The organism is Solibacillus sp. FSL H8-0538, assembly GCF_038003525.1.
Lineage (GTDB): Bacteria > Bacillota > Bacilli > Bacillales_A > Planococcaceae > JBBOPI01.
Map to the genome: position 1 here is coordinate 106,800 of NZ_JBBOPI010000002.1, position 25,049 is coordinate 131,848.

A 25,049-nucleotide genomic window follows, 5' to 3' on the forward strand; every position below is an offset into this window, starting at 1 on the left:
TTATACCTCCACGAGCTCGGCTTGGACACGCTTAATGAATTCTTCTGCAATCGTTTCGTAGCTCTTGTGTACTTTCCGGTCATGCATATCGATATTTGTGATACCTGTGATGTCGAAGCGTTTTAAGCGTTCCATGTTCGTCACGACGTTATCAAATAAGTTCTCGGCACCAAAAATATCGCGTGCACTTTCCAATGTGGCTAAATCGACCGCAGCACCATTTTTCAGGAGCACCGGTAATATGCCGACGATATCTAAATCTGCACCGTAATCGTCAATAAGTGATTGCAGATAGCCCGTAAAGACCTCGGCCCCTTGTAAACTGCGCTCTTGTGTTTGCAGGACGACCACCACGAAATCAGATGCATAAAGCGCTGCATCCGTAATAATCGAGATGGTTGGCGGTACATCGATAAAGATGAAGTCATAATCTTTTTTTATTGGTTCGATTAACGTAGAGAAGTATTGAACGCGCGCTGTCGTGTCATTCGGAAACTTCTTTTCTAAGAAACGAGGATAGAGTGCGAAATCGCTGAAACTTGGTAGCAAGTACAGGTTTTCTTTTACCTCGGTCACGATTTGTGCGAGGTTCTCCTCTTGGATCGCAGCCATTAACGTTTTATTGAATGTAACAATTTCATCTGACACAAGCGTTTTCGTTTTCAGGTACAGGGATGTCGCGTTCGCTTGCGGGTCTTGGTCACATAACAGCACCTTATATCCTTTCAGGGCTAATGCGTGCGCGATCATGGTGCTGTTCGTCGTCTTGCCTGTCCCACCTTTAAAATTACCAAACGTTACGATAATTGCTTCTTTGTCTTTTGACACGTCTTCTCCCCCAATCATTGGAATGAAATGTTTTCTCCAAACATATATGTATATATTTTAGCTGAGAGTTTTTTGAATTACAAGGGGACGGAGGATTTATTTGGGATTGGTGGGAGCAGGTTCGAACGGTGGTCTTAATTACATATATGCATATACTAATAAATTCGTATATGCATATATCAACTTCTGAAAATAATAAAAAAGCAATTAATGACGACGACTTTTACTAGTCTGGCTCATTAATTGCGGCTGATGTTCTACTCTGTACAATTACATTGGGCTAAAACAAATCCATATCTTGCGTTTTCTTCACAGGTATTTTACTACTCTCTAAAATTACATTGGTCTAAAACAGAAATTCACAATGCACTGTATGATACTGAGTTTTACTACTCTCTAAAATTACATTGGTCTAAAACTCAAAACTGATTTCTTGGCCCAATTCGTTTGTTTTACTACTCTCTAAAATTACATTGGTCTAAAACTAGTGATTTCGTTCAGCACTTTCAGCTTCAGTTTTACTACTCTCTAAAATTACATTGGTCTAAAACTTGTATCTGTCTTTTGCCTTTAAAACACTCGTTTTACTACTCTCTAAAATTACATTGGTCTAAAACAGAAGAATATCATCCTCGGTACAAATTGGTGTTTTACTACTCTCTAAAATTACATTGGTCTAAAACTGCTGCACAAAATCAATTTTAGTTAATTTGGTTTTACTACTCTCTAAAATTACATTGGTCTAAAACATTGGGGGCAAGGTAGACGTCAAAGGTTGGGTTTTACTACTCTCTAAAATTACATTGGTCTAAAACAAGAAATTACTCTAGATACTTTAATAGATTGTTTTACTACTCTCTAAAATTACATTGGTCTAAAACCTACATCAACTGTGGAGGACATCGCACAATGTTTTACTACTCTCTAAAATTACATTGGTCTAAAACTTACAAAATAAAATTGTAGATCTATCTACTGTTTTACTACTCTCTAAAATTACATTGGTCTAAAACTACTTAGTAGACAATATGCCATCATTTTTAGTTTTACTACTCTCTAAAATTACATTGGTCTAAAACATAACACAACACGACATTCTGAACCCATTAGTTTTACTACTCTCTAAAATTACATTGGTCTAAAACCTTTCGTTTTTACAAAACGATAAACCTCTTGTTTTACTACTCTCTAAAATTACATTGGTCTAAAACTCACCGTCAGTATCAGGTTTTGTTGGATCTGTTTTACTACTCTCTAAAATTACATTGGTCTAAAACAAAGTCGCGGATATTTCGACGAACGACAAAGTTTTACTACTCTCTAAAATTACATTGGTCTAAAACAGTAGTTCCTGCATTGTAGCCATATCGCAAGTTTTACTACTCTCTAAAATTACATTGGTCTAAAACTTGGTGATTGATGTCATGGTTCCTTCTAGGGTTTTACTACTCTCTAAAATTACATTGGTCTAAAACGACAAGTCTAAGAGTTTTAACGACATATTAGTTTTACTACTCTCTAAAATTACATTGGTCTAAAACTCCCCTACCGTAGCAGGAGACAAAATCCATGTTTTACTACTCTCTAAAATTACATTGGTCTAAAACACATATGCCGCTTCTGCAACAGCAGGAACCGTTTTACTACTCTCTAAAATTACATTGGTCTAAAACTGTAACCGAGAAGGGGAACTAGCAGAGCCTGGTTTTACTACTCTCTAAAATTACATTGGTCTAAAACCATGCTCAAACCTTAACTGCAACAAGAAGCGTTTTACTACTCTCTAAAATTACATTGGTCTAAAACATGTAATGACCGAGTTCATGAGCAGCATAGGTTTTACTACTCTCTAAAATTACATTGGTCTAAAACCATGCTCAAACCTTAACTGCAACAAGAAGCGTTTTACTACTCTCTAAAATTACATTGGTCTAAAACATGTAATGACCGAGTTCATGAGCAGCATAGGTTTTACTACTCTCTAAAATTACATTGGTCTAAAACGTAATGTCTTTAAATGCACCACCGCCTGCGGTTTTACTACTCTCTAAAATTACATTGGTCTAAAACGTACAAGTTCCGGTATCGGTTTTATCGTCGGTTTTACTACTCTCTAAAATTACATTGGTCTAAAACCACGGGAATGGTTGCCGTTGCGATCAATGCGTTTTACTACTCTCTAAAATTACATTGGTCTAAAACACACGCACAGGCTGGTCTGCATACATCCTAGTTTTACTACTCTCTAAAATTACATTGGTCTAAAACGATGCTTCAATTCGTTTTACCCGTTCTTCTGTTTTACTACTCTCTAAAATTACATTGGTCTAAAACAGCTCAAGTTGCAGAAGTTATTGAAAGAGTGTTTTACTACTCTCTAAAATTACATTGGTCTAAAACAAAAGATGGTGATTGGATTATGAAAACTCAGTTTTACTACTCTCTAAAATTACATTGGTCTAAAACTGGATGTATCTATTAAGCTACCTTCGGGCAGTTTTACTACTCTCTAAAATTACATTGGTCTAAAACTTTACGATTCGCTCTGTAGTTCCAGTTATTGTTTTACTACTCTCTAAAATTACATTGGTCTAAAACCATGGATAGGGGGAAAGTGCCTAATAGCAAGTTTTACTACTCTCTAAAATTACATTGGTCTAAAACAAGTCAGCCATTTAAACTTATCAATTCCTAGTTTTACTACTCTCTAAAATTACATTGGTCTAAAACTGCAAACAACTATTAAGACAGTTGTTGATGGTTTTACTACTCTCTAAAATTACATTGGTCTAAAACTTGCAATTCGCTTTTCCTGCTGCTGCTAACGTTTTACTACTCTCTAAAATTACATTGGTCTAAAACCCTTGCGAATTGACAGTCGACGAATATGCAGTTTTACTACTCTCTAAAATTACATTGGTCTAAAACAACGAGTGACAATTATTCAACGATGTTGAAGTTTTACTACTCTCTAAAATTACATTGGTCTAAAACCACCAAGTGGATAAGAGTTTGGCCACTTTCGTTTTACTACTCTCTAAAATTACATTGGTCTAAAACATTGGCTACGGACGTTATCGTACCATCGACGTTTTACTACTCTCTAAAATTACATTGGTCTAAAACTTGACGAATGGCAGCAGTCATTAAACCGCCGTTTTACTACTCTCTAAAATTACATTGGTCTAAAACTCAATTGAAGTTAAACCACCAGAAGTTCAAGTTTTACTACTCTCTAAAATTACATTGGTCTAAAACAGACTTACAAACTAGCATCCGCTATTTTCGGTTTTACTACTCTCTAAAATTACATTGGTCTAAAACACGTCCCGCTTCATCAATTAGAACAACGCAGTTTTACTACTCTCTAAAATTACATTGGTCTAAAACCTCAAATTTTAGTACGTAGTGTTTTAAAAACGGTTGCAAGTTAAAAAATGAGCTATTTTTCCACTAATAAAGCTTGTGTCATGAAAGTAATCTTGAACTGCTAATTTTTTGTCCGCTGCTCCGTTTTGTATAGGGCATCTAGTTTAAATCGCTTTAGTTCCTTATATCACAATTTAATCTCATAACGTGATTCAGTGGATTTAATTAGATGAATGGTTTGATGTTCAACTAATTCAAGTAAATATGGATTGGACGTTAGGCAGATTATCGTTCACTCTTGTTCATTTAAACAAATAAATAATTGTTCAAAACTTATTTGACCGAACTCATTTTCTGGGAAATGGTAAATACATACATTGGTATTTTTATTATGAACTAAATGCAGCCCATTTTCTAATAAAAATTACCAATTTTCAAAAATAGATAAAGGTACTCCCGTTTTATTGCTTACATTCACCTGCTCAAGCTTAATAGTTATTAATAATGTAACTATATGGCCTTTTGGAGGGAGGTTTTGAAACAACTTTGCTTTTTGATATTGTCGTACTCATGCTTGTCTCTATGCGGTCTTCTTTTTGTGTTCGGTAAATTTGATTTTAGTCAGCTCTTGAATCAATTTTTTAATACACTTTCTATAATCCAAACTTGTACTAGTATTGACTAACAAACAATAGAAAAGATTGGCGCAGAATAGGATAGAATCGAACAGAAAAAAATACTCTAAAACCGCACAAACGCCCCCACTATTCGTTATACGTTAAAATTATCTTTGTATAGGAGGTGAAATCACTCAGATGTTTATCCAAAATCGCTTGCAGAATATCGAGCTCAATCGCCTGATCATCCTGCACTGCACTATTTCGAAAACCTACCATGTTCATTAACGTTTTCGCAAGTGCCTCATCCATGATGCCTGCCTCCTGTAACAACTGAAACGCTTCTCGGCTTGCCTTTGGTAAACCTAATTTTTTCTCACTGACAAGATGCATAGCGAGGTCAATACTCGCTTCACAGGCACGTCTAAAACAGGAAATGACAGGGGCTTCCGTTAACTAGAGGACCATTGAAATAGAAACAGTAGAAAAGTTTAGAAAAGAACAGCGAAGTTTTGCGCAGGATGGCATAGAGTAGAGTAGAATTGGAAAGACATGCGTTGAAGGGAACATTTCAACAACCGAAAAATCCGATCCTTTGCCCCAACTTCAACTTGAAACAACCCTCTCTTCACCTGCACTCCCATCAAAAAACGGTATAATCCTGGTTTTTTATGTATATGCGCATACGGATATACTGATATATTCGTATATGGATATATGAATATACCCAATCACTCAGGACATCTCGCCCTTTTATACGGAAGTGTTCCTTTAACTATGGAGGCTATTGTAGATGTACTGAGTTCTGAAACAAACGTAAGCCCGAATTATAAAAAAGCGCACCATTCCTAGACGCATCACAAATAACCATATATCATGATTTTTTATCGTATATACGGCTCATATTATTTTCTGCTTGGTGCCTGGATTGTTTTAGACCAAGCCCTGCGACCCTTGTAAGGACTACACAAATAGACAGCACAAAACTCAGCCTAGATAGTGTAGGCTGAGTTCTCCATGATTTTTGTAATTTCCCCATACATTTGGTTAGAGAGAATAACAATATTAGAATGCTTGCTGATCTCCATTACGGCTGGGCGAGTGTAGCTGACACTTTTCTTCTATACACCTGCTTTTTCCCTTAGCTGTTTCTTTGCTTTTCGGAAATGAAGTGATTCATATACAACTGGAATAACCACAAGTGTCAATAATGTTGCCATTGTTAATCCGCCAATTACCACAACTGCAAGACTACTTGATACTAAACTAGTCGACTCTGCCTGTTTAAATAATAAGGGAATCATCGCACTGACAGTGGCCATTGCCGTCATTAAGATTGGACGCATTCTTGTCGCTGCTGCTTCTACTAGCGCATCACGAATGATCATCGTTTGTTCATTCTGTTTGACACGGTCTAACAATACAATGGCGTTCGTCACTACAATACCGATTAACATTAAGGCACCAAGTAATGCCGTAATATCTACAGTAATCCCACTTATTAATAGCCCAAGAATGGCGCCAATTGCAGCTAATGGTAGTGAACATAATATAGCAATTGGGGCACGGAATGTCTTAAAGGTAACAACCATAATTAAGAATACAATGCCAACCGACACAAGCATGGTGATAAATAAATCAGAGAAATCGTCAGCTTGTTGTGCACTTGCACCACCAATATACACGTTCACTCCGTCTGGAATTTTCATTCCCTTTGCATCCTTCTCACCAAAGATGGCTTTTGTGATCTCTGCATTGACCTTAGATAATTTTTCAGGGTCAACATTAGCGGTAATACGTACATACGAATCACCATCTTTATGGAATACATTTGTGGGCTTCTCTTCCCCTTTTAACGTTGCTACCTTGGAAATAGGCTCCATTCCTGTAGGTGTAGCAATTAACATATTATTTAAGTCCTCTTTCGTTTTTGGATTCAACAGAGGCTCTAGCATGATGGATGTAGGCTGTGAATCAATAGTTGCCATGCCCATAGGTGTTCGGTTTAAATAAACACCCAATTGCTGAGAAATTTGCATTGCACTTCCTTCTGCAGCATTCACTTCAAATGAGTAAATCATTTTTTTGGCATCCTGATTTGTTGTTACTTTTTCGATACCTTTGATTCCCTCGATTTTCCCCTTCACGTTTGTGGCTGTTTCTTCAATCTGTGTTAAATCGTCACCCATGACATCAATTGTAATATCGGTAGACGAACCTGACATAAAGGAAGCTGTGTTTACAGTTAGTACAGCACCCTCATACGCCTTCTTTTGCTTTTCAAGTCGTTCAATGATTTGTTCCGTGTCTTTCTTATCCTTTAATATCACCACGATTGTCGCTAGCGTTGGAGAATTAACATTCCCAAAACTTGCTCCATCTTCCGTGTTCCCAAGCTGTGTGTATTCATATTTCACTTCATCTTGTGAATGGATGAAATCTTCAAGTCGAAGTGTATTTTCTTTTACTTTTTCAAGAGGAGTATCATTTGGATACTCTAGAGAAGCAATCACGTAATCAGCTGTCGATTTGTCAACTGCTCCTTTAGGCATTGCAAAATACGTCCCAATTGAACCTACAAACAATAGTATAGCCAGAAGATAGACAACCCATTTATGGTTTAATGTCCATGTTAATAAGCGAGAGAAACGTATTGCTGGTTTATGCACAGCGAGTTTACTATTTTTCAATAAGGCTGAACTCATCAGCGGTACAACGGTAACTGCCACAATTAATGATGCAAGCAAAGAATACGTGATGGTTAAGGCGAATGGCATTAAGAAATCTTGTAAACCGCCACTAACTAATCCGATTGGTAAGAAAACGGCTACCGTAGTTAATGTAGAAGCTAAAATTGCCGTTCCTACTTCTTTCGTCGCTTCCGTAACAAGACGTACCGAGAATTTCTCCTTTTGCATTTTGCGGAAAATATTCTCAATGACGACGATACTATCATCAACAAGTCGTCCAACTGCTACCGCTACTCCGCCTAGTGTCAAAATGTTTAAGGTAATGTCTGACATCCATAGTAGAAACAGTGTAAAAGCTAGAGAAAGTGGGATTGAGACGATCGTAATAAATGTTGAACGAAGGTTTCTTAAAAATAGAACAATCACTATGGTTGCAAACAGTGCACCCAATAATACTTCCTTCAGCATTGTGTTAACTGAACTTTCAATCATATCCGCAGTTGAAACAATAACATCACCTTGGACTTCACGATATTGTTTATTTATTTTCTTTGTTACTTCTGCAATTTCTTTCCCAGTACTTACTGCGTTCGCACTGCTTTCTTTTGTCATAATAAGGAACAAGGCATCCTTACCGTTTACCCGAGTAAGTGTCGTATTTGGTTTTTTAATGCTTATCTTTGCAACATCCCCCAGTTTCACAGCTGGTGCAATGGATAATTGTTCAATGTCTTTCACCGAATTTAATGTTCCAACGACTTTGATGTTACTCGCTTTTCCGTCAATCGTTTTTTCACCGACGGCCGTAGAAAGATTTTGCCCCTGAAGCGCAGTCATTACGTTCTCAAGTGATAATTGTTTTTCAGCTAGAATATTATTATCTAATTCTAAAGAAACATATGAACTCTCTGTACCAAAGGTTTGCACGTTTGCGAGACCTTTTATATCTTTGTACATTGGAATGATCTTTTTCTTCGCAAATTCGCTGTTGCTTCGTGTTAATCCATCTTTAAAGGTAATAGAAACCTGTGCAATTGGAATCATGGATGTATTTAATTGAACAATTGAAGGTTTCTGAACATTATTCGGGAGTGTCAACGTTGCAAGCGCTTCTTGCACTTCTTGCTTGGCCTCTTTCATATTCGTTTTCGACTCAAAGAAAATATCTATCTTCGAAAACCCGTCTCCTGTTGTAGAGAAAACATCTTTCTTTCCTTTGACAGACCCCACTGCCGTTTCAATTGGCGTTGTGACCTGTTGTTCCATCGAATTAGAATCGACCCCTTGCCCCATTGCAATAATCGTTACTTGTGGTTGATCAGCTGGTGGCAAAAACTCCATTGGTAACTTGAAATAACTAACAATCCCTAATAGTAAAACTAGAACTGTCACTAACGTAATGGCCGCTTTATTTTTAAAGGACCATTTTGTAAACAAAGACATAAAAAAATCTCCTTCCTCTTCCCCTTTTTCACTACATTTGTCTAGAACTCAAAAAAATGTTTCCCTTTTTTGGCTGCATTAACGAAAAGTAAGACCCCACTAAGCTCATTAAAGATTCAATTTATGGTTTATTTTCCCATTAACGTTGTAATTGTAATTCTTTTTCTTTTTATTGGCAACAAACCTAAGACTGTCCTACCTCTCAGCCTTAAGACTGATTTACGCATTTTTATTGCTTGAAATGAGGTGTGTCTATTAAAGTGGGAAGAGAGACTACATTGTACGACAGCATATAGTATTTACTTGTACAGTTTCGGTTTTGAAAAAATTACAATTTAGGAGTTCTTCTTTGACAGTAAGTCCCCTAAATTAGATACAGCCACGAATGAACCACCTATTGAACTCCATTTAAACCCTCGAATAATGCCAAGAATCAGTATGAATATTCCAAATACTGCTCCAATCATTGAACCTATTCGGACTGTTTTATCACTAGGATTGGGACGCTGAATAGATACTCCAAAAAACTTATATACTTTTTGAAATCAAATTTTGGCAATAAAAAACCCGCTGAATTGGATGTTTACAAATTCAGCGGGCTTATTTGAGTGACCTATGGAATTAATTCGATCGTCATCAAAGTAAAGGTATTCAATTAACATCCATTATTTTTGACTGACTATTCACCGTACAAAACGTGAGATGACAGCATCCCCTATCGATCCTAAGCTTCTGCCATCAGTACGGGCTTTCCCTTTTTGAACCTCTTGTTGTTAGACTTTAAAGCGATGAACGGCCAGGCTTAATTCTTCACTCAATCCTGTTAATGTTTCTGCTGCAGTCGTTACAGACAAAATCGCGCGCAGCTGTTCATCTGTTGAGGCGCTCACTTCTTCACAAGCAGCAGCTGTTTCTTGCGATGTGGCTGCCATCGTTTGGATCGTATCCGAAACATCATCTTTATGCATGGCTACTTTTTGGATTTCGATATAGACTTCATCAATTGAATCTTGCATAGCTGCCATCAATTTTGAAATTTCTCCAAAAGTAGTTTCAGTGTTGTTAACAACTATACCTTGACGCTGGAAGTTTTCACGTGTGTCATTCATTTGATGCGTAACGAGTCTAGATTCTGCTTGCAGTTCCTGAACAGTCAATTTAACTTCTTCTGTCGCGCGTGCCGATTGTTCGGCAAGTTTACGTACCTCTTCAGCCACCACGGCGAATCCTTTGCCATGCTCACCCGCACGTGCAGCTTCAATGCTGGCATTCAATGAAAGTAGATTCGTTTGGGATGAAATTTCGGTAATCGTTTCCATGACGCCACCAATTGCTTTTACTTTCGTTTCAAGCGTACTAATGACTTCTGACATGGCATGCAAATTCGTTTCCCAATCGCTAAAGGATTGTTTCAACTGGTGCATTTGACCTTGTCCGTTCGTATTCATGTCGCCTGCTTTCGTTGCAATATCAGACATGATACCTGCCTTCGTTGTGATTTCGTTAATTTGTTGACCAAGCGCATACGCACGTTCCGTAACAACTTCTGCGTCTTCTGCAGATTTCGATGCACCTTCTGCAATTTCCGTAACGGCAAGTGCCACTTCTTGACCCGATGCACTTGTTTCTTCCGCAACTGCACTTAAGCTTTCCGAGCTAGCACGGACGTTCGAGGCAGAGTCATTAACAACCGTTATAATGGCATTCATATTGTCAATCATCATATTAAAATTAGCGCCAAGTTCCCCAATTTCATCCTTTGTTTTAATATCCGAACGAACCGTTAAATCACCTTGTGAAACAGCATTCATAAGTGCTTTTAATACACCAATCGGTTTAATCGTTCGGCTGATTGTGAAATACAATCCGATGAAAATAATAAATAACGTAACAAGTGCGACAAAAATCATGGATGTCCGTAAGTGGGTTGCTGTCGCATTAATATTTTTTTCCTGATACACGGCAGAAATTTTCCAACCAAGTTCCGGTAGTGTCGTATGAACATTTACATAATCAACACCCTCGTACTCATAGTAGGAAGTATTCTGTTCATTACCTGCCTTATACATATCTGCAATGAAGGGCATCTCCATAAAATTCTCTCCGTTGCTCGATGGATGGGCAATAACTGTACCATCTGGATCCAATACCATTGGATACCCACCATAACCGACATCATTGGATTTGATCTCACTGGCTAATTCAGTAAGCTTAATATCAAGTGCAAGAACACCAATGACTTGGCCATTCGATTGTATAGCCTTAGTGACCGCAACAACCAATTCATCCGTTGCCAAGTCCATGAATGGTTTAGACCATTGGATCGTATCTGGATGTGCAACCGCATTTTGATACCACTCACGCTTTGTTGGATCATAATCAGCTCCGAGGTCTGCTTGTGGCATGATTATTATTTTCTTCGTAGGAAGAGCTATATAGACAGAGGCTGCATCTTCATAGAAACCTAAAAAGTGACTAAACTCTTGTTTAAGGGCCTGAACGGTTGGACTTGTGGAAACGTCTTGTCCAGCAAGAGCAAAGTCAATGACTGTTGGTGTTGTAGACAGTTGTCCAATCCCCTTCCCATATTGACCAAGGAAATTTTCAATAGAAAAGCTAATTTCTTTCACAAGTGCTGCACTAGCTTCTGTAGCACTTTTTTCAGTTGTATTTTTTACTTGTGTACTACTAATCACCGTCATAAACGCGATCCCTAGTAAAAATAGGACCATGACTGTCATGATAATTTTCGTTTTTACAGATTTAAACATATATAGCTAACACCTTCTCTTTCACTTGTTCAAAATAGGATTACTTTAAAAACTATCGACCATAAAGTTCATTTGTTTAGGTAGAAGTAATCATTACAAAAAATGGTAATAGTTAGAAGATACTAGTTCATCACCATATAGTAATTCGAAAACTCTCCATTTACCTGCAGTTTAAAAGCAAAACTCACGTATCATAATTGTTATCGAGACAAACCACGAGAAGTGTTTTCCCTTAAGAAAACAAATATATTTATCTAGACCAGTTCTAAAATCCCCGTGTTCTAACTATCCCCCTAATCAAACCTAAACATAAGCCATCATCTAAACCAACTAACCAAAATAGAGTCCTCAAATACCTAAAACTATAACTCTAGTAAATTACGCTACTCCAGCCAAAAGCCAAACGTAAATAGAAATATGTAAAGGCAGACTGGAGTATTTAATTAACCTGATGCTTCAAAGGATTGGTCGATGGGTATTCGGTCAGTTGGCTGAAAGATGAGCTGATCTACGTACGTCATTAATTTTTCGTACCCACCAACCTGTTCGAGCTCTTCTGTCCACTCCTGAATCATTTGGAGCAGCTGACGACGGTAATTCGCTTTTGACGCTTGTAACAACTGCATCGCATGCTGAATAAACAGGTGAACGGTTGTCCAGCCTGTTTTTGCGTTCCGTCCCTTACCGGTAACGGTCTTTAGTAGTTTCGTAGAAGATTTGAGTACCTGGTTCAATGTACTTTGTGGAATCCCGATTGCTTCACATATTTCTTTTTGCGTACGCCAAATAAACGGTTCAGAAGGGTTATTTTCTGCCGTGATGTACGCGATGATGTCTTGTTCCCATTCGTCGTAATGACTTCGTGTACGGTCTTCTCTGTCCTTTTTAAACTTATACCAGACATGTCTCCCTGTATTTACTGGAATAGACTGGCCATTCGATACATGTAGGGCTAATAATGCCTCAATGTATTCTTTACTTGCCCCTTTGTACTTCCCAGAATACGCCGAATTCAGTATGCTGTGGATCGTCGCGCCTGTTAACGGGTAACGTAGGCGGTAATTGTACTCGTCAATAAAGTCCAATGTGCGGGACTTGTCCCACCCTTCACTAAAGCAAACGAGCGCGAGCGTAAAGAGCGTATTATTCCGTCCGATTTGCCCTTTCTGTCCTTTTACATCAACGGCATGTACTAATGCTTGGAACCACTCTGAATCTAGCACAGAAGCTTTTGATAGTTTTGTAGGGACGACAAATAACGGTCGCTCGATGTTGTCATCAGAGCGAGTGGACCAATTGATGAATTCTGCCATGCTATATGTATTCGTTACTTGCGCAAACACGATATTCGCGGCCTTTGGTAAACGGAAGAAGCCAAAGTCATTACAAAACAGATCGGCATCGACGTCTTTCAAACTTCTTTTTAGATTATCAGCGATTCGTTTTGCGACAGCTAATCCACGAAAATCGTTTTTATTTGAGATAAATAGTGGCTGCTTTAACGTAAAGTACACCTGGTAGCCACGGTCTGAAGCGACAATTAACGTTGGTAGACCGATCGAGTGGTCCATACACGTGAGTACAATCTCTTGTACCGTGTGCTTTTTTGTATCAATATCGACCACGAACGTGTTAATTTGCAGAAGGTTACGCTCCTCAAAGCCACGTATCATGCGCCTTGCATCATCAGCGTATCCATACTGACGGTACACATTTGGTGTAAAATGCGTTAAGCCCGGTGCATCTTCAAGTAATGTTTCTTTGGACGTCACAATGTAGCCCTTTACGCCCGTTGTGTGGAAGTCTGCTTTTGAACGCACGACAAAGACAGCCCCCTTCTTCGAGCGCGCATCGATTTTCGCTGCCTCTATTCGTTTCGGAAGGGGCGCATTGGAGTATTTGGTTTTATAGGTAGTCAGCCCCTCATGTAAGATCACATCATAGACCTGTGCGAGATTTACGAGTACTGGTTCATCTTGAACTGCTGCTTGTGCCATTATGGTTCACCTCATGCCCTTAGAACGTTCGATTTCACTAAGGACAAGTATAATAAATGAACCACTTGCAAAATGGGCCTCTCTAAGCGTTTTTGAACCACTTTTTCAAACCACTTTTTTTCTTAGAGCCACAAGGGATTGCGAGATTTTGAAAAAAAAAGTTTCTATGACGAGTTCCCGAAAAAATGAACCACTTTTCCGAATATGAACCACTATTTAATATGAACCAAAATAGCCCCTATACGTTGATAGAACAACCTTTCTAGCACTTTTCATTACGCCCCTAAGTACACCTCGTTCCCGAAAAAAAAGGCACCTGGTTCATTTATTAGTACACCCAGTTCCCGAAGATGAACAAAATATGAACCACTTTTAAAGCCATTTGTTGGTATGCCTATCTTTCTAAGTACACCTAGTTTCCGAAAACTCACTAAGTACACCTAGTTTCCGAAAACTCTCTTAATATGAACCACTTTAGTACACCTAGTTCCCGAAAATCGGTTCATTGTATCCCCTGTTTAGGAAGTGACGCTGTACTTTGATAGCACATGTACAAAGTCTCCACTTACTTTTGCTCTTATCCTCGTAATCCCTTCTTTTCCGAACAAATTTACCGTGGTTCGTATTTTATGCTAAGTACACCTAGTTTCCGAAACATGAACCACTTCCTCTGTTTTTGAACCAATTTTGACCCCTAACCATACCTAGTTCCCGAAAAATGTCGAATTTCATCATATTTTGGACCAATAGTGGTTCATCTTATCACTCTAACTACAAAAATGGTTCATAAAGCATTGGCTATTAATTCATCTTTGTTATACTAAAGAGGATGATAGAATGTACGAGGTGAACTAGAATGTCCTATAAAGATATGCCCGAACGTATGATTATTAAAAATGAATGGCTTCCGTTAGTCATAGTAGAAGAAGCACTTCCACTATTTCAAGCAGATTCACGCTATATCGAGCTTTTAGAGCGTTGGGTACATGATGCGTCTTTACTAAGCGTAAATGCCCTGCATGTGCCTTCACAGAGCTTACAGGTGCTTTGTAATTTCTTTACGGACTCTTTATACCCAAATCAACCATTAACAAAACTGATGATTCGTAATGCGATTCACAACTATACCGATTCTATCCTAGCTGAAGTTGGGCCTTATCTCCAAAATGAAGTGTCTGCTCCAGAAAATGAACCACCTCATGTGGAAGTCATAGAGCAAGTACTCGATAACGATTATATGTATGGTACGATGCACTCGGATTATCAGCTGATGCGTGATTTAGTCACAAAGAAAAAGCAATTTGTTGAAAATGAAGACGGTTTATACGGAGCGAAGATTCAAGATAATAAAGGAATCGTACGAGGGAAAGCCGAAGTACGACCGTTTACGATGGAGATCGCCAATTCTGAAAAGCAGCAAATGTGGCTATCCCTCATGGAATCGACACTGAGTTCACTCGATGAATGGACAGCCGATTTATTCGACTTGATTTCGTATTTATGGATCGTACAGCCGAAAGATGCGGATGGATACATTAAATTCCATAGTGATGAGGCCTTGAAGCTCCGATTTGCGGATGCCATGAAGGAAGATTTCTATATCCGTGAAAAAGAGCGTTTTAGTATTATGAAGCGTGTCGCTGCCCTGTCAAGTATTTGGGTATCGATGCGTGGTGACAATATAACCGTCATTGATACGGAAAAGATTTCAGATGAACAGCAGTATGATTTCACGACATTTAATCGCATGTTTGACATTGGTAGTTTAGATATGGCTTACGATAAAAAGACCGGCAAGGCAAAAGGGATTTACTCCTTACAAATTCGCCCTGCACCGATTCTTTCGTATTATTTAAACAATGAGCAGCAATCTTTCGGCGCACTTGATTTAAAGGTCTTTCAATATAGTCACCATACGCAGCGAGAACATAAACGTTTGACACGTTATTTAAATTACCAATGGAAAATACGCGCGTTAAAACGTACTTTGCATCAGCCGTTTAAGATTAAGACACTACTCGATGTGGTGGCCTTTCCTAAAAGTTATAACGGTGTACAAATACGTGATCGCCTTGAATCTGTACTAGACGATCTTCAGCACGATCATGTCATCAAAAACTGGTACTACACCGAACCCATCGATGAAGAGCGGATCGGGAAGCGCTTCTGGGTACAAAAATATTGGCGTCCTCTCACGGTGGTAATCGTTCCACCAGATGAAATTATTGCAGAGAATCTAAAGAAAATTAATATCGAAACATTAGCTTCACCCGTCGTCAATCATGAGGTCGCTGCCACAATCGTGTCTTCATCGATTACCGAGCAGCTTTCAGGAGATTCCGAACAAATTGCAATGAGCCTAGAAGAAAACCAGCCGATTGAAATTTCACCAGAGTATATCGCCGAGTTAATTGAACAGGACCAATTAAGCATCCGAAAAGCTGCAACGGAAATGGGGCTTTCCCATAGCACCCTCCTTCGCTACTTGAATAAACAGAATAAACGCTACAGCAAAGCGAATATTTTAAAATTAGAGCAATGGGCTGCCGGGAAACAGCAAACAAAAGAATAAAAATAGTGGGCTAGCGAATACTTTGCTAGCTCTTTTTCTTTTTAGCTATTTCCTAAGGGTAGGAACGCTATGTGGGGTGAAAGAGGTAGCTAGCGTTGAAGAATGGTATTATATGAAGCTAGTTAATGAATCTAGTGTCGGTAAAAAAAGGGGTACGTAAATAGTGGGGTGAATTAAACCTCATGATGTTACCTCCTGAAGATTAGAGGAAGATAACCAACGTTTCTCTACCCCTTGTCATTAATGGCTTCCACCAAGCGTTCAAGAATACACAGGAGAACTGAGTAGCGCAAGACGATGGTATGGGAAAAAGGTTAACTCTTCCCCATAGCAACATCAATTCTTAGAACAAGCTTTGTAGAGAACTCAAATAATCATCTACTTGGAGAAGTTGGATTTTCATTCACACAAAACGATAAAAACTATTGAAATTATTCAACAAGAAATAGTATATCTATCATTCACGTATTTTATATTGTATTTATCGTAACGGTCTTCATTGTAGTAAAGAACTCTTTCGCAGCCTGCCCTTGCTCACGGGCACCAGTGCTTGAATTTTTCACTCCTCCAAACGGTGCTTGAGGTTCTGCTCCACCCGTTTCATCGTTCACTTGAACAAGCCCTACCTCACTACGATTGATAAAATCAAATGCTTTTTGAATATTGCTTGTGTAAATCGAGGCACTTAATCCAAACTCCGAATCGTTTGATAATCGAATCGCCTCCTCGTAATCTTTTACCTTCATGACCGCTAGTACTGGTCCAAAAACTTCTTCACGTGCAATCGCCATCTCATGCGTTACATTCGTAAAAATCGTAGGATCAATGTAGTATCCCTCTGATTTATCCTTTGTAGGGCCACCGCCAAATACAAGGTCAGCTCCTTCAGATTTTGCCTTTTCAATCGCCGCTAAAATATCCTCATATTGCCCTATAGATGAAACAGGGCCCATCGTAATACCAACTTCGATTTTCTTCGCTTCTGCGATTAAATGCTCTAAGGCTTCTTTATAAATGGCTTCTTCGATGTACACTCGACTAGTGGCAGTACAACGTTGACCCGTTTGCTTCATCGCACCTTCAATTGTCAATCTGGCAGCTAATTTTAAATTGGCGTCTGCTAAAATGATGGCAGCATTTTTCCCACCTAGCTCAAGTTGGATTTTTTTATTCGTAGGTCCAGCTGTATTTAATATACTTTGCCCTACACCATTAGAACCCGTAAACGTAATCGCTTTGACTTCAGGTGCTTCCAGTATAACTTGCCCTACCTTTGAGCCACGCCCTTGCACAACGTTTAAAACGTTTATTGGCATGCCTGCTTGTTCAAATAGTTCACCAATTAGCTTACCCGTTAAAGCCGTTTCAATGGAAGGCTTCCAAACGACGGTATTGCCATACACTAATGCAGGAGCAATTTTCCACAAAGGGATGGCAACAGGGAAATTCCACGGTGTAATGGCTGCCACAACACCAAGGGGCACACGCTTTGTGTACAATACTTTTGCTTCACTAGCAGAAGGTAATACTTCACCTGTTGCACGCATTCCTTCTTGTGCGTAGTAACGTAAAATGGACGCACCACGTTTAACTTCACCAATCATTTCATTTTTCGTTTTACCCATTTCACGCGAAGCAGTTTCTGCCACTTTATCGATATTTTGTTCAAGTAAGTCAGCCATCACGCGTAAAATTTCTCCACGTGCTACGGATGATGTATTTTTCCAGCCTTCAAATGCTGCCTGAGCTGCTGAAACGACTGCTTTCGTTTCATCCAGTGTTAATAGCTCTACTTGACCGATACATTCAGATGGTTTTGCTGGATTAAATTGTTCACGAATTTCTCGAATGATTGTTGTCATAAAACACCTCCAGGAGTTATTCCTACACGATTTTCATTATTTTTTATTTCTTTTGGAATCCCACTAATCATCGCTCACCCTTCTTTCTCAACAATTGTTTTACGTACATGTTCAAATGTCTCGTCTAAAATACGTAACATTTCATTTAGTTCTGCTTTAGATAAAATTAGGGGTGGCGAGAAGACAACTGTATCTTGATCGTACGTAACCGTTCGTAAGATTAAGCCCCGTTTCATTGTTTCTTGTACGAAAATCGGGCTAAGTAATGTCTCGAAAAGCTCGCCTGTCTCACGGCTTTTTACTAATTCAATCGCTCCGAGTAATCCAAGGGTACGAACGCGTCCGATAAAGCTATATTTTTCTCGGAGTGCTTTGAAGCCTTCTAACATCGCTTCACCCATATTTGCTGCATTTTCGACAAGCTTTTCACGCTCAATAATTTCAATATTTTTCAACCCCACTTGGCAGGCAAGTGCATGACCACTGTACGTATAACCGTGCATTAATGTACCTTTTGAAAGCTCACAATACTCTTGATGGATTTTTTCTGAAATCACCACTCCACCAAGTTGCACATAACCGCTGGATACACCTTTTGCAAACGACATCATATCAGGTACTACGCCGTAATGCTCCATGCCAAAAAATTTACCAGTACGACCAAAGCCAGTAATTACTTCATCTGCAATGAATAAAATACCGTACTCATCGCATATTTCCCGCACTTCTTTAAAGTAATCTTTTTGCGGGATGTTTACGCCTCCCGCACCTTGTACAGGCTCTGAAATAAATGCTGCAACGGTTTCAGGTCCTAGCGTTTCAATCGTTTCACGTAAATTACGCGCGGATTGATTGTATACATAGTGGAAATCAGGTGCATGTGATTTCGTAAAGTCACGGAATGCTTGTAAACCTGTCGCATTTGTTGCCCCCATTGCCACACCGTGGTACGACTGCGTACGTGAAATAATTTTTTGACGCTCCGGCTGCCCTTTTAGTAACCAATAATGACGTGCTAATTTAATCGCGGTGTCATTCGATTCCGAACCACCCGAAGTGAAAAATACCGTATTTAAATCTCCAGGAGCTAAGGAAGCAATTTTAGTCGCTAAACGAATAGCAGGTTCATTACTAAATGTAGCAAAGCATGAGCTGAATGCTAATGTAGCCATTTGCTCCTTTGCCACTTCAGCAATTTCTTCACGGCCATGCCCGATATTTACATTCCATAAAGAAGACATACCATCAATGTAAATATTGCCTTCCATATCTTTTAAGTAAATACCTTTTCCTTCTGTAAAAATAGCAGCTGGTCCTTGTGATTGTTGTTGTTCAATGGACGTAGTTGGATGGAGAAAATGCTTCTGATCTAATACTTTTAACTCTTCTTTTAATTGAATTGTCATAAATAGGAACCTCTTTCCCCTTAAAATTTCATACACTTTCATAACAGCAATTCTCGTGCCAACTCCTTAAAGAAATTAAAAAAGAGGCATTTTTCTTTTTGAAAATGCCCCTTCTGTCATCCTAAATGTATTAACAGATGATTATTAGATATTTTGTTGAGAATCATTGATGTATTTTTTCATTATCGTTGCAATACGACACGAGAAAGCATTGCTGTTTTGCCACTTTTCATGCGTAAATACAATTCTGATGTAAAAATGCATCATTAGTCTTCGTATGATATGTGACGCGTTAATTGATATTTTTGTATTTTCCGTACTAATGTAGATTGATCGCAGCCGAGTGATTTTGCAGCTTGTCGTATACTTGGATGTTCAGACAACGCTTGCTTGATCATTTGCTTTTCAAACGCTGCTAATTGCTCCTTTAACGTGCCACTCAACATCGTAGTTGCCATTTGTTCAGGCACACTTTGCTTATGTTCTGTATTTTCTATATCACGAACAATAATGGGGTTGCTATCTAGCTCCTGTTGTACAGTGTTTACGGTTATTTCTGGTTGCGTCGCTAATAAACAAATACGTTCCACCATATTTTTGAGTTGTCGGACATTCCCTGGCCAATCGTAAGCCTCTAATATTTTCATTGCCGATGTTTCAATCATCCGATGAATACCATACTTTTCTTCAATTAAAGCTAAAAAATGATTGATCATCGGAATAATATCTTCGCGACGCTGCCTTAATGTCGGAATTTCAATGGGGATGATATTTAACCGATAATACAAATCCTCCCGGAAACCACCTTGCCTCACCATCTCCGCTAAGTTTCGATTCGTCGCTGCAATAATACGCACATCAATCGGAATAGGTTTTCCACTACCAATACGCTGTACTTCAGATTCTTGTAGCACTCGCAATAATTTCGCCTGCAGCAGCAAGGGCATTTCACCAATCTCATCTAAAAATACGGTACCCCCTGATGCGATTTCAAATAACCCAGCTTTTCCACCTTTGACTGCCCCTGTAAATGACCCTGCTTCATAGCCAAAAAGCTCAGATTCTAGTAATGTTTCAGGAATTGCACTACAGTTAATCGTTAATATTTGCTTATCGCTACGTCTGCTATACGCGTGAATGAGCTTTGTAATTTCTTCTTTACCAACACCCGATTCACCACCGATTAATACAGTAGATTCTACTTCTGCAACTCTCATGACACGCTTTACTACTTCCATCATGGCAGGTGACACGGAAATTAAATTACTATTTCTAGACTTTTTATTATGTAAGGCTTGTAGTTTATTTTTAAAATTTTCATTTTGAACTTCTAATTTTTGTACTTCTTGTTCTAACAGTTTTAGCTCCGTCATATCACGTGTAATCGCTACAACGTATTGCAATTCACCAGCTTCATCGAAAATCGGCTTGCCGGTAACTAAAAAGCATTTTCCGTTAATGAATGTTTGCAAAATCGTAACTTTTTCTTTTGATTCGATCACTTTCATCGATATTGAGTCACTCATTACCCCTTCAGCTATTACGTCTTTTGCGTATCTTCCCATTAAATCCATGCCGACAATTTCAATATCATTATCATTTTGAAATAATATTTTACCATTGCGGTCACAAATCGTTATGCCATCTGAAATGGAGTTTAAAACTTTATTTAATAATGGGTTCATAAAATCAATTTCGCTAAATTGCTTCAATGGCCTTAAATAAAATAAGTTGCCTTGCAATGTTTCTATTACATGAACAAAGTAGCCTTCTGCCTCAAATGATTCTTTTCCTTTACAATATTTTTCTTTTATTTTTTCAAGGAGCTCTATTTGGATATCATTTTTCACAATCACTTCATGATTATTCACAATAAAAAATTGTTCCTCTTTATGAAGTTCTACTGTCGACATCTAGATCACATCCCTTCCAAACTTGAATACGCTAAGATGCTCACTATCTAAGGGTATTCACCTCCAAATAACATTCTACTCCGAAGCTAATTTCCCCTCTATTTACCAGATCGACTTAAAGAGAATATCATTCTACATCCATAGTGTATTTGTGAATAAAAATAGCTGGATGCAGTAAGGCGTTTCATATTCTGCTGATCTGCTAATGGGCTTTGTTTGTTTTCAGCCTTGATTAACTGTTTTAGCCGTTTTTTAATCGATTTTCATTTCATAACTACATGACATTTCATTTCATACTTGCCGTCACAAAAGGAATGTCAGCTAAAATTTCTACTTAAATCAATATTTTCCTCAAATAATATAAATTATAAAATTTTCAAATTATTCTAAAATAAGTTTGACTAGCAAACATGCATAGTAATAAAATACACATATACAGAAACAGTTATTATAATGCGGTAAAAAGGAGGAGTTAGGCGATGTTTCAATTACCAACTGTGCAATTTACGGACGAGCAAGAACAATTTCGTTTAGAAGTTCGAGCGTTTCTACAAGAAGAGTTAGCAAAAGGGACTTTTGTGCCAAAATGTGATTCGTGGTTAAGCGGAGACGATCCTACGTTTTCAAAATTAATCGGGGAAAAAGGCTGGATTGGCATGACTTGGCCAAAAAAATATGGTGGGCAAGAACGGAGTACAATCGATCGTTACATAATAACGGAGGAGTTTTTAGCCATTGGGGCGCCGGTTGCAGCGCATTGGTTTGCGGACCGTCAAACGGGACCACTTCTTTTACGTTACGGAACAGAAGAACAGCGTGAATTTTTCCTCCCGCAAATTATGAAAGGCGAATGCTACTTCGGTATTGGTTTAAGTGAACCAAATAGTGGTTCCGACTTAGCATCCGTAAGTACACGGGCTGAAAAAGTGGATGGTGGCTGGATTGTGAATGGCCAAAAAATTTGGACGAGCAACGCCCACCTTTGCCACTATATGGTCACTTTAGTGCGCACAAGTCCTTTTGATGGAAAACATAAACATGCGGGGCTGAGCCAGCTTATTGTCGATTTACATGCAGAAGGTATAACCGTTGTACCGATTAAGTTTTTAACGGGGGAACATCATTACAATGAAGTGTTCTTTGACAATGTCTTTGTACCTGACAGCATGGTTGTAGGAGAAATTGGGAATGGCTGGGTTCAAGGATTAGCAGAGCTAGCCTTTGAGCGCAGTGGTCCAGAACGGATATTAAGTACATTTCCATTAATCGATGAACTCATTCAAGAACTAAAACGCCAAAACAATACAGAAGGATTAAAACAAGCAGCTAAAGTTGTGGCACGGCTATGGAGCTTGCGTAACCTTTCAATTGGTGTGGCACAGTTGCTAGACTCTGGTGACGGTGATGACGTGTCCATTCCTGCTGCCCTTGTAAAAGCTCTTGGGACGAAATTTGAGCAAAGTATTCCTGAAATTACACGTTTATTAGTACAAACATATCCAACACTAGATGCTCAGCGTAAAATTGATCGCTTTATGGCAGAGTCCATTTTACATGCGCCAGGCTTTACGATTCGCGGTGGAACTTCAGAAGTACTATATGGTGTAGTGGCGAAAGGGGTTGTAGCTCAATGAGTGAAATGAAAGATATGATTTTAGATGTGGTAGAACGTATGTTAAAAGAAAATATCGATAAAGATTTAGTCGATACTGTAGAACAAGGCAAATGGGCACCAGAAGTGTGGAACTTATTTGAAGAAAACGGGATGACGATCGTAGCCGTTTCCGAAGAAAATGGGGGTGCAGGAGGCGATTTAGAAGATCTACTGAATATCGTTCGATTAACAGGGAAATATGCTGCCCCGATTCCGTTTATGGAGACAACATTGGCGAATTATTTACTAGAATATACGAACTTACAAGTGGTCGAGGATTTGGCGACGTATATGCTTGCTGCTAATCAAGCCTTTACGCTAGAGGATGGCAAACTATCGGGCGAAGCGATTCATATCCATTGGGCGCGTCATACAAAACACTTAGTTACACTTGCCAATAGCGCAGAAGGCACGCACTTAGTAGAAGTAGAGTTGAGCCAAGCTGAAATTACGCCGAGTACGAATTTAGCGAGTGAACCACGTGATACGGTGAAGTTTCATAACGCTACCGTTTCACAAGTATCTGCCGTGTTACCATTTGATGAGATTCACGCAATGACAATACTCGAAACAGCCTTTCAATTAGCACTGATGGCGGGTGCCATTGATAAAATAAACGACTTAACGATTCAATATACGAAAGAGCGCGAGCAATTCGGGCGTCCGATTCATCGCTTCCAGCTCGTTCAGCAGCATATCGTGTATTTAGCAGGTGAAACGGCTGTCGCTTTAGCAGCATTTAATAACGTCACTGATGCCCTTCTGACGGATAGTCATACGAGCGAAGTAGCCTATGCACGCATTCGTTTTGAAGAAGCCATTCAAGCAGTAACGACGATTTCACATCAAGTACATGCTGCAATCGGAACGACACACGAACATAGCTTGCACCAATATACGCGTAGACTTTGGTCGTGGCGCGATGAAGGGGCTAACACTTCTTACTGGACGGATGTTGTGGCAACACAGTTATTAGAAATTAGCGGTGATAGTCTATGGGCGTATTTAACTTCATGTAGCAGAAATCCACTACCGCTCAAAGTGTAAGGATGAATGGCAAAGGGTACTTACTATTTAGCAGTGACATTATAAGGAGTGATATTAATGGCTGATTTACTATTTGAAGTGAACGATCATATTGCAACAATTACGTTAAACCGACCGGAAGCGTATAACGCCTTCAGTGAAGAAATGATTACGGAGTGGATTAAAGCACTTGAAACGGTCCGTGATTCGGATGATATTCGTGTCGTGATCGTGAAAGGGAACGGAAAATCATTTTGTGCAGGTGGCGATATTAAAGCGATGCAAGCAGGAGAAGGTTTCTTCCAAAGTGCAGAGGACATCGCTTCGACAGGCTTAGCACGAAAAAATTCACTTTGGAAAAAGATTCAACGTATCCCTCTTCTGCTTGAGGAAATTGATAAGCCTGTCATTGCACAAGTGCATGGGTTCGCCATGGGGGCAGGCCTTGATATGGCATTAATGTGTGATATTCGGATTTCTGCGAAATCAACAAAGATTTCTGAAAGCTACATTAACGTAGCCATCGTACCAGGCGACGGTGGAGCTTATTATTTACCGAAATTAGTCGGCATCGACCAAGCACTCGACATGTTTTGGACAGCACGTGTACTTACGGCCGATGAAGCAAAAGAAAAAGGGGTCGTCACATTTGTGGTGGAAGACCATGAGCTAGAGGCATACACATTAAATTATGCAAAAGAATTAGCGAGTCGCCCAACAACGGCAGTACAGTTCATTAAGCGTGCGGTCTACCAAAGTCAACGGATGGATTTACGTTCTGCGCTTGACTACATTTCATCACAAATGGCCATTGTGACTGAGCTCGATGATTTTAAAGAAGGCGTTAATGCCGTTGTGGAAAAACGCAAGCCTGTTTATAAATGATGGTCGGAGGAGGAAA

Annotated in this window: 12 protein-coding genes and 1 CRISPR repeat array; of the genes, 4 read left to right on the forward strand and 8 right to left on the reverse strand. The window is 39.1% G+C overall.

All coding sequences use genetic code 11. The features are described 5' to 3' along the window. The 5 genes from MHH87_RS18500 to MHH87_RS18520 form a co-directional block, all read right to left on the reverse strand. Nucleotides 1–828, reverse strand: coding sequence for a ParA family protein (locus MHH87_RS18500; protein WP_340751302.1), 828 nt, complete (start codon nucleotides 826–828; stop codon nucleotides 1–3). 251 nt (nucleotides 829–1,079) lie between these two features. Then, a CRISPR array of direct repeats spans nucleotides 1,080–4,218; the repeat unit is 36 nt; unit sequence GTTTTACTACTCTCTAAAATTACATTGGTCTAAAAC. 743 nt (nucleotides 4,219–4,961) lie between these two features. Then, nucleotides 4,962–5,252, reverse strand: coding sequence for a type VII toxin-antitoxin system HepT family RNase toxin (gene hepT, locus MHH87_RS18505; RefSeq protein ID WP_340751424.1), 291 nt, complete (start codon nucleotides 5,250–5,252; stop codon nucleotides 4,962–4,964). A gap of 683 nt (nucleotides 5,253–5,935) precedes the next feature. Beyond that, nucleotides 5,936–8,947 (reverse strand): efflux RND transporter permease subunit, encoded by a 3,012-nt coding sequence (locus MHH87_RS18510; RefSeq protein WP_340751304.1) that lies wholly within the window; start codon nucleotides 8,945–8,947, stop codon nucleotides 5,936–5,938. Nucleotides 8,948–9,720: 773 nt separating this feature from the next. Further along, nucleotides 9,721–11,718, reverse strand: coding sequence for a methyl-accepting chemotaxis protein (locus tag MHH87_RS18515; RefSeq protein WP_340751306.1), 1,998 nt, complete (start codon nucleotides 11,716–11,718; stop codon nucleotides 9,721–9,723). A gap of 443 nt (nucleotides 11,719–12,161) precedes the next feature. Further along, a complete protein-coding gene (locus MHH87_RS18520; RefSeq protein WP_340751308.1) occupies nucleotides 12,162–13,715 on the reverse strand; it encodes a primase C-terminal domain-containing protein in 1,554 nt (517 codons plus the stop codon). An 856-nt stretch (nucleotides 13,716–14,571) separates the two neighbouring features. On the opposite strand from MHH87_RS18520, the gene MHH87_RS18525 reads away from it, so the two are divergent. After that, on the forward strand, nucleotides 14,572–16,287 hold the full coding sequence (locus tag MHH87_RS18525; RefSeq protein ID WP_340751310.1) for a hypothetical protein: 1,716 nt from the start codon (nucleotides 14,572–14,574) through the stop codon (nucleotides 16,285–16,287). 470 nt (nucleotides 16,288–16,757) lie between these two features. Here MHH87_RS18525 and MHH87_RS18530 read toward each other — a convergent pair whose 3' ends face one another. The 3 genes from MHH87_RS18530 to MHH87_RS18540 form a co-directional block, all read right to left on the reverse strand. Continuing rightward, nucleotides 16,758–18,149, reverse strand: coding sequence for an aldehyde dehydrogenase family protein (locus MHH87_RS18530; RefSeq protein ID WP_340751312.1), 1,392 nt, complete (start codon nucleotides 18,147–18,149; stop codon nucleotides 16,758–16,760). A gap of 74 nt (nucleotides 18,150–18,223) precedes the next feature. After that, nucleotides 18,224–19,555, reverse strand: a complete 1,332-nt coding sequence (locus MHH87_RS18535; protein WP_340751314.1) for an aminotransferase family protein — start codon at nucleotides 19,553–19,555, stop codon at nucleotides 18,224–18,226. Between the two features lie 266 nt (nucleotides 19,556–19,821). Further along, complete coding sequence (locus tag MHH87_RS18540) at nucleotides 19,822–21,468, reverse strand: sigma-54 interaction domain-containing protein (protein ID WP_340751316.1); 1,647 nt, start codon at nucleotides 21,466–21,468, stop codon at nucleotides 19,822–19,824. Nucleotides 21,469–21,947: 479 nt separating this feature from the next. On the opposite strand from MHH87_RS18540, the gene MHH87_RS18545 reads away from it, so the two are divergent. Genes MHH87_RS18545 through MHH87_RS18555 form a run of 3 tightly spaced genes read left to right on the forward strand, consistent with a single transcriptional unit; the run spans nucleotide 21,948 to nucleotide 25,033 of the window. Then, a complete protein-coding gene (locus MHH87_RS18545; RefSeq protein WP_340751318.1) occupies nucleotides 21,948–23,102 on the forward strand; it encodes an acyl-CoA dehydrogenase family protein in 1,155 nt (384 codons plus the stop codon). Next, nucleotides 23,099–24,169: an acyl-CoA dehydrogenase family protein gene (locus tag MHH87_RS18550; protein ID WP_340751320.1), complete on the forward strand. Its 1,071-nt coding sequence runs from the start codon at nucleotides 23,099–23,101 to the stop codon at nucleotides 24,167–24,169. The genes MHH87_RS18545 and MHH87_RS18550 overlap by 4 nt, the downstream gene beginning before the upstream one ends. Nucleotides 24,170–24,226: 57 nt before the next feature. Continuing rightward, complete coding sequence (locus MHH87_RS18555; protein WP_340751322.1) at nucleotides 24,227–25,033, forward strand: enoyl-CoA hydratase/isomerase family protein; 807 nt, start codon at nucleotides 24,227–24,229, stop codon at nucleotides 25,031–25,033. Nucleotides 25,034–25,049: the final 16 nt, after the last annotated feature.

Coding starts and splice junctions, on each gene's coding strand:
- MHH87_RS18545 (WP_340751318.1), top strand. CDS start 21,948: ATGTTTCAATTACCAACTGTGCAATTTACGGACGAGCAAGAACAATTT.
- MHH87_RS18525 (WP_340751310.1), top strand. CDS start 14,572: ATGTCCTATAAAGATATGCCCGAACGTATGATTATTAAAAATGAATGG.
- MHH87_RS18530 (WP_340751312.1), bottom strand. CDS start 18,149: ATGACAACAATCATTCGAGAAATTCGTGAACAATTTAATCCAGCAAAA.
- MHH87_RS18510 (WP_340751304.1), bottom strand. CDS start 8,947: ATGTCTTTGTTTACAAAATGGTCCTTTAAAAATAAAGCGGCCATTACG.
- MHH87_RS18540 (WP_340751316.1), bottom strand. CDS start 21,468: ATGTCGACAGTAGAACTTCATAAAGAGGAACAATTTTTTATTGTGAAT.
- MHH87_RS18555 (WP_340751322.1), top strand. CDS start 24,227: ATGGCTGATTTACTATTTGAAGTGAACGATCATATTGCAACAATTACG.
- MHH87_RS18550 (WP_340751320.1), top strand. CDS start 23,099: ATGAGTGAAATGAAAGATATGATTTTAGATGTGGTAGAACGTATGTTA.
- MHH87_RS18515 (WP_340751306.1), bottom strand. CDS start 11,718: ATGTTTAAATCTGTAAAAACGAAAATTATCATGACAGTCATGGTCCTA.
- MHH87_RS18535 (WP_340751314.1), bottom strand. CDS start 19,555: ATGACAATTCAATTAAAAGAAGAGTTAAAAGTATTAGATCAGAAGCAT.
- MHH87_RS18520 (WP_340751308.1), bottom strand. CDS start 13,715: ATGGCACAAGCAGCAGTTCAAGATGAACCAGTACTCGTAAATCTCGCA.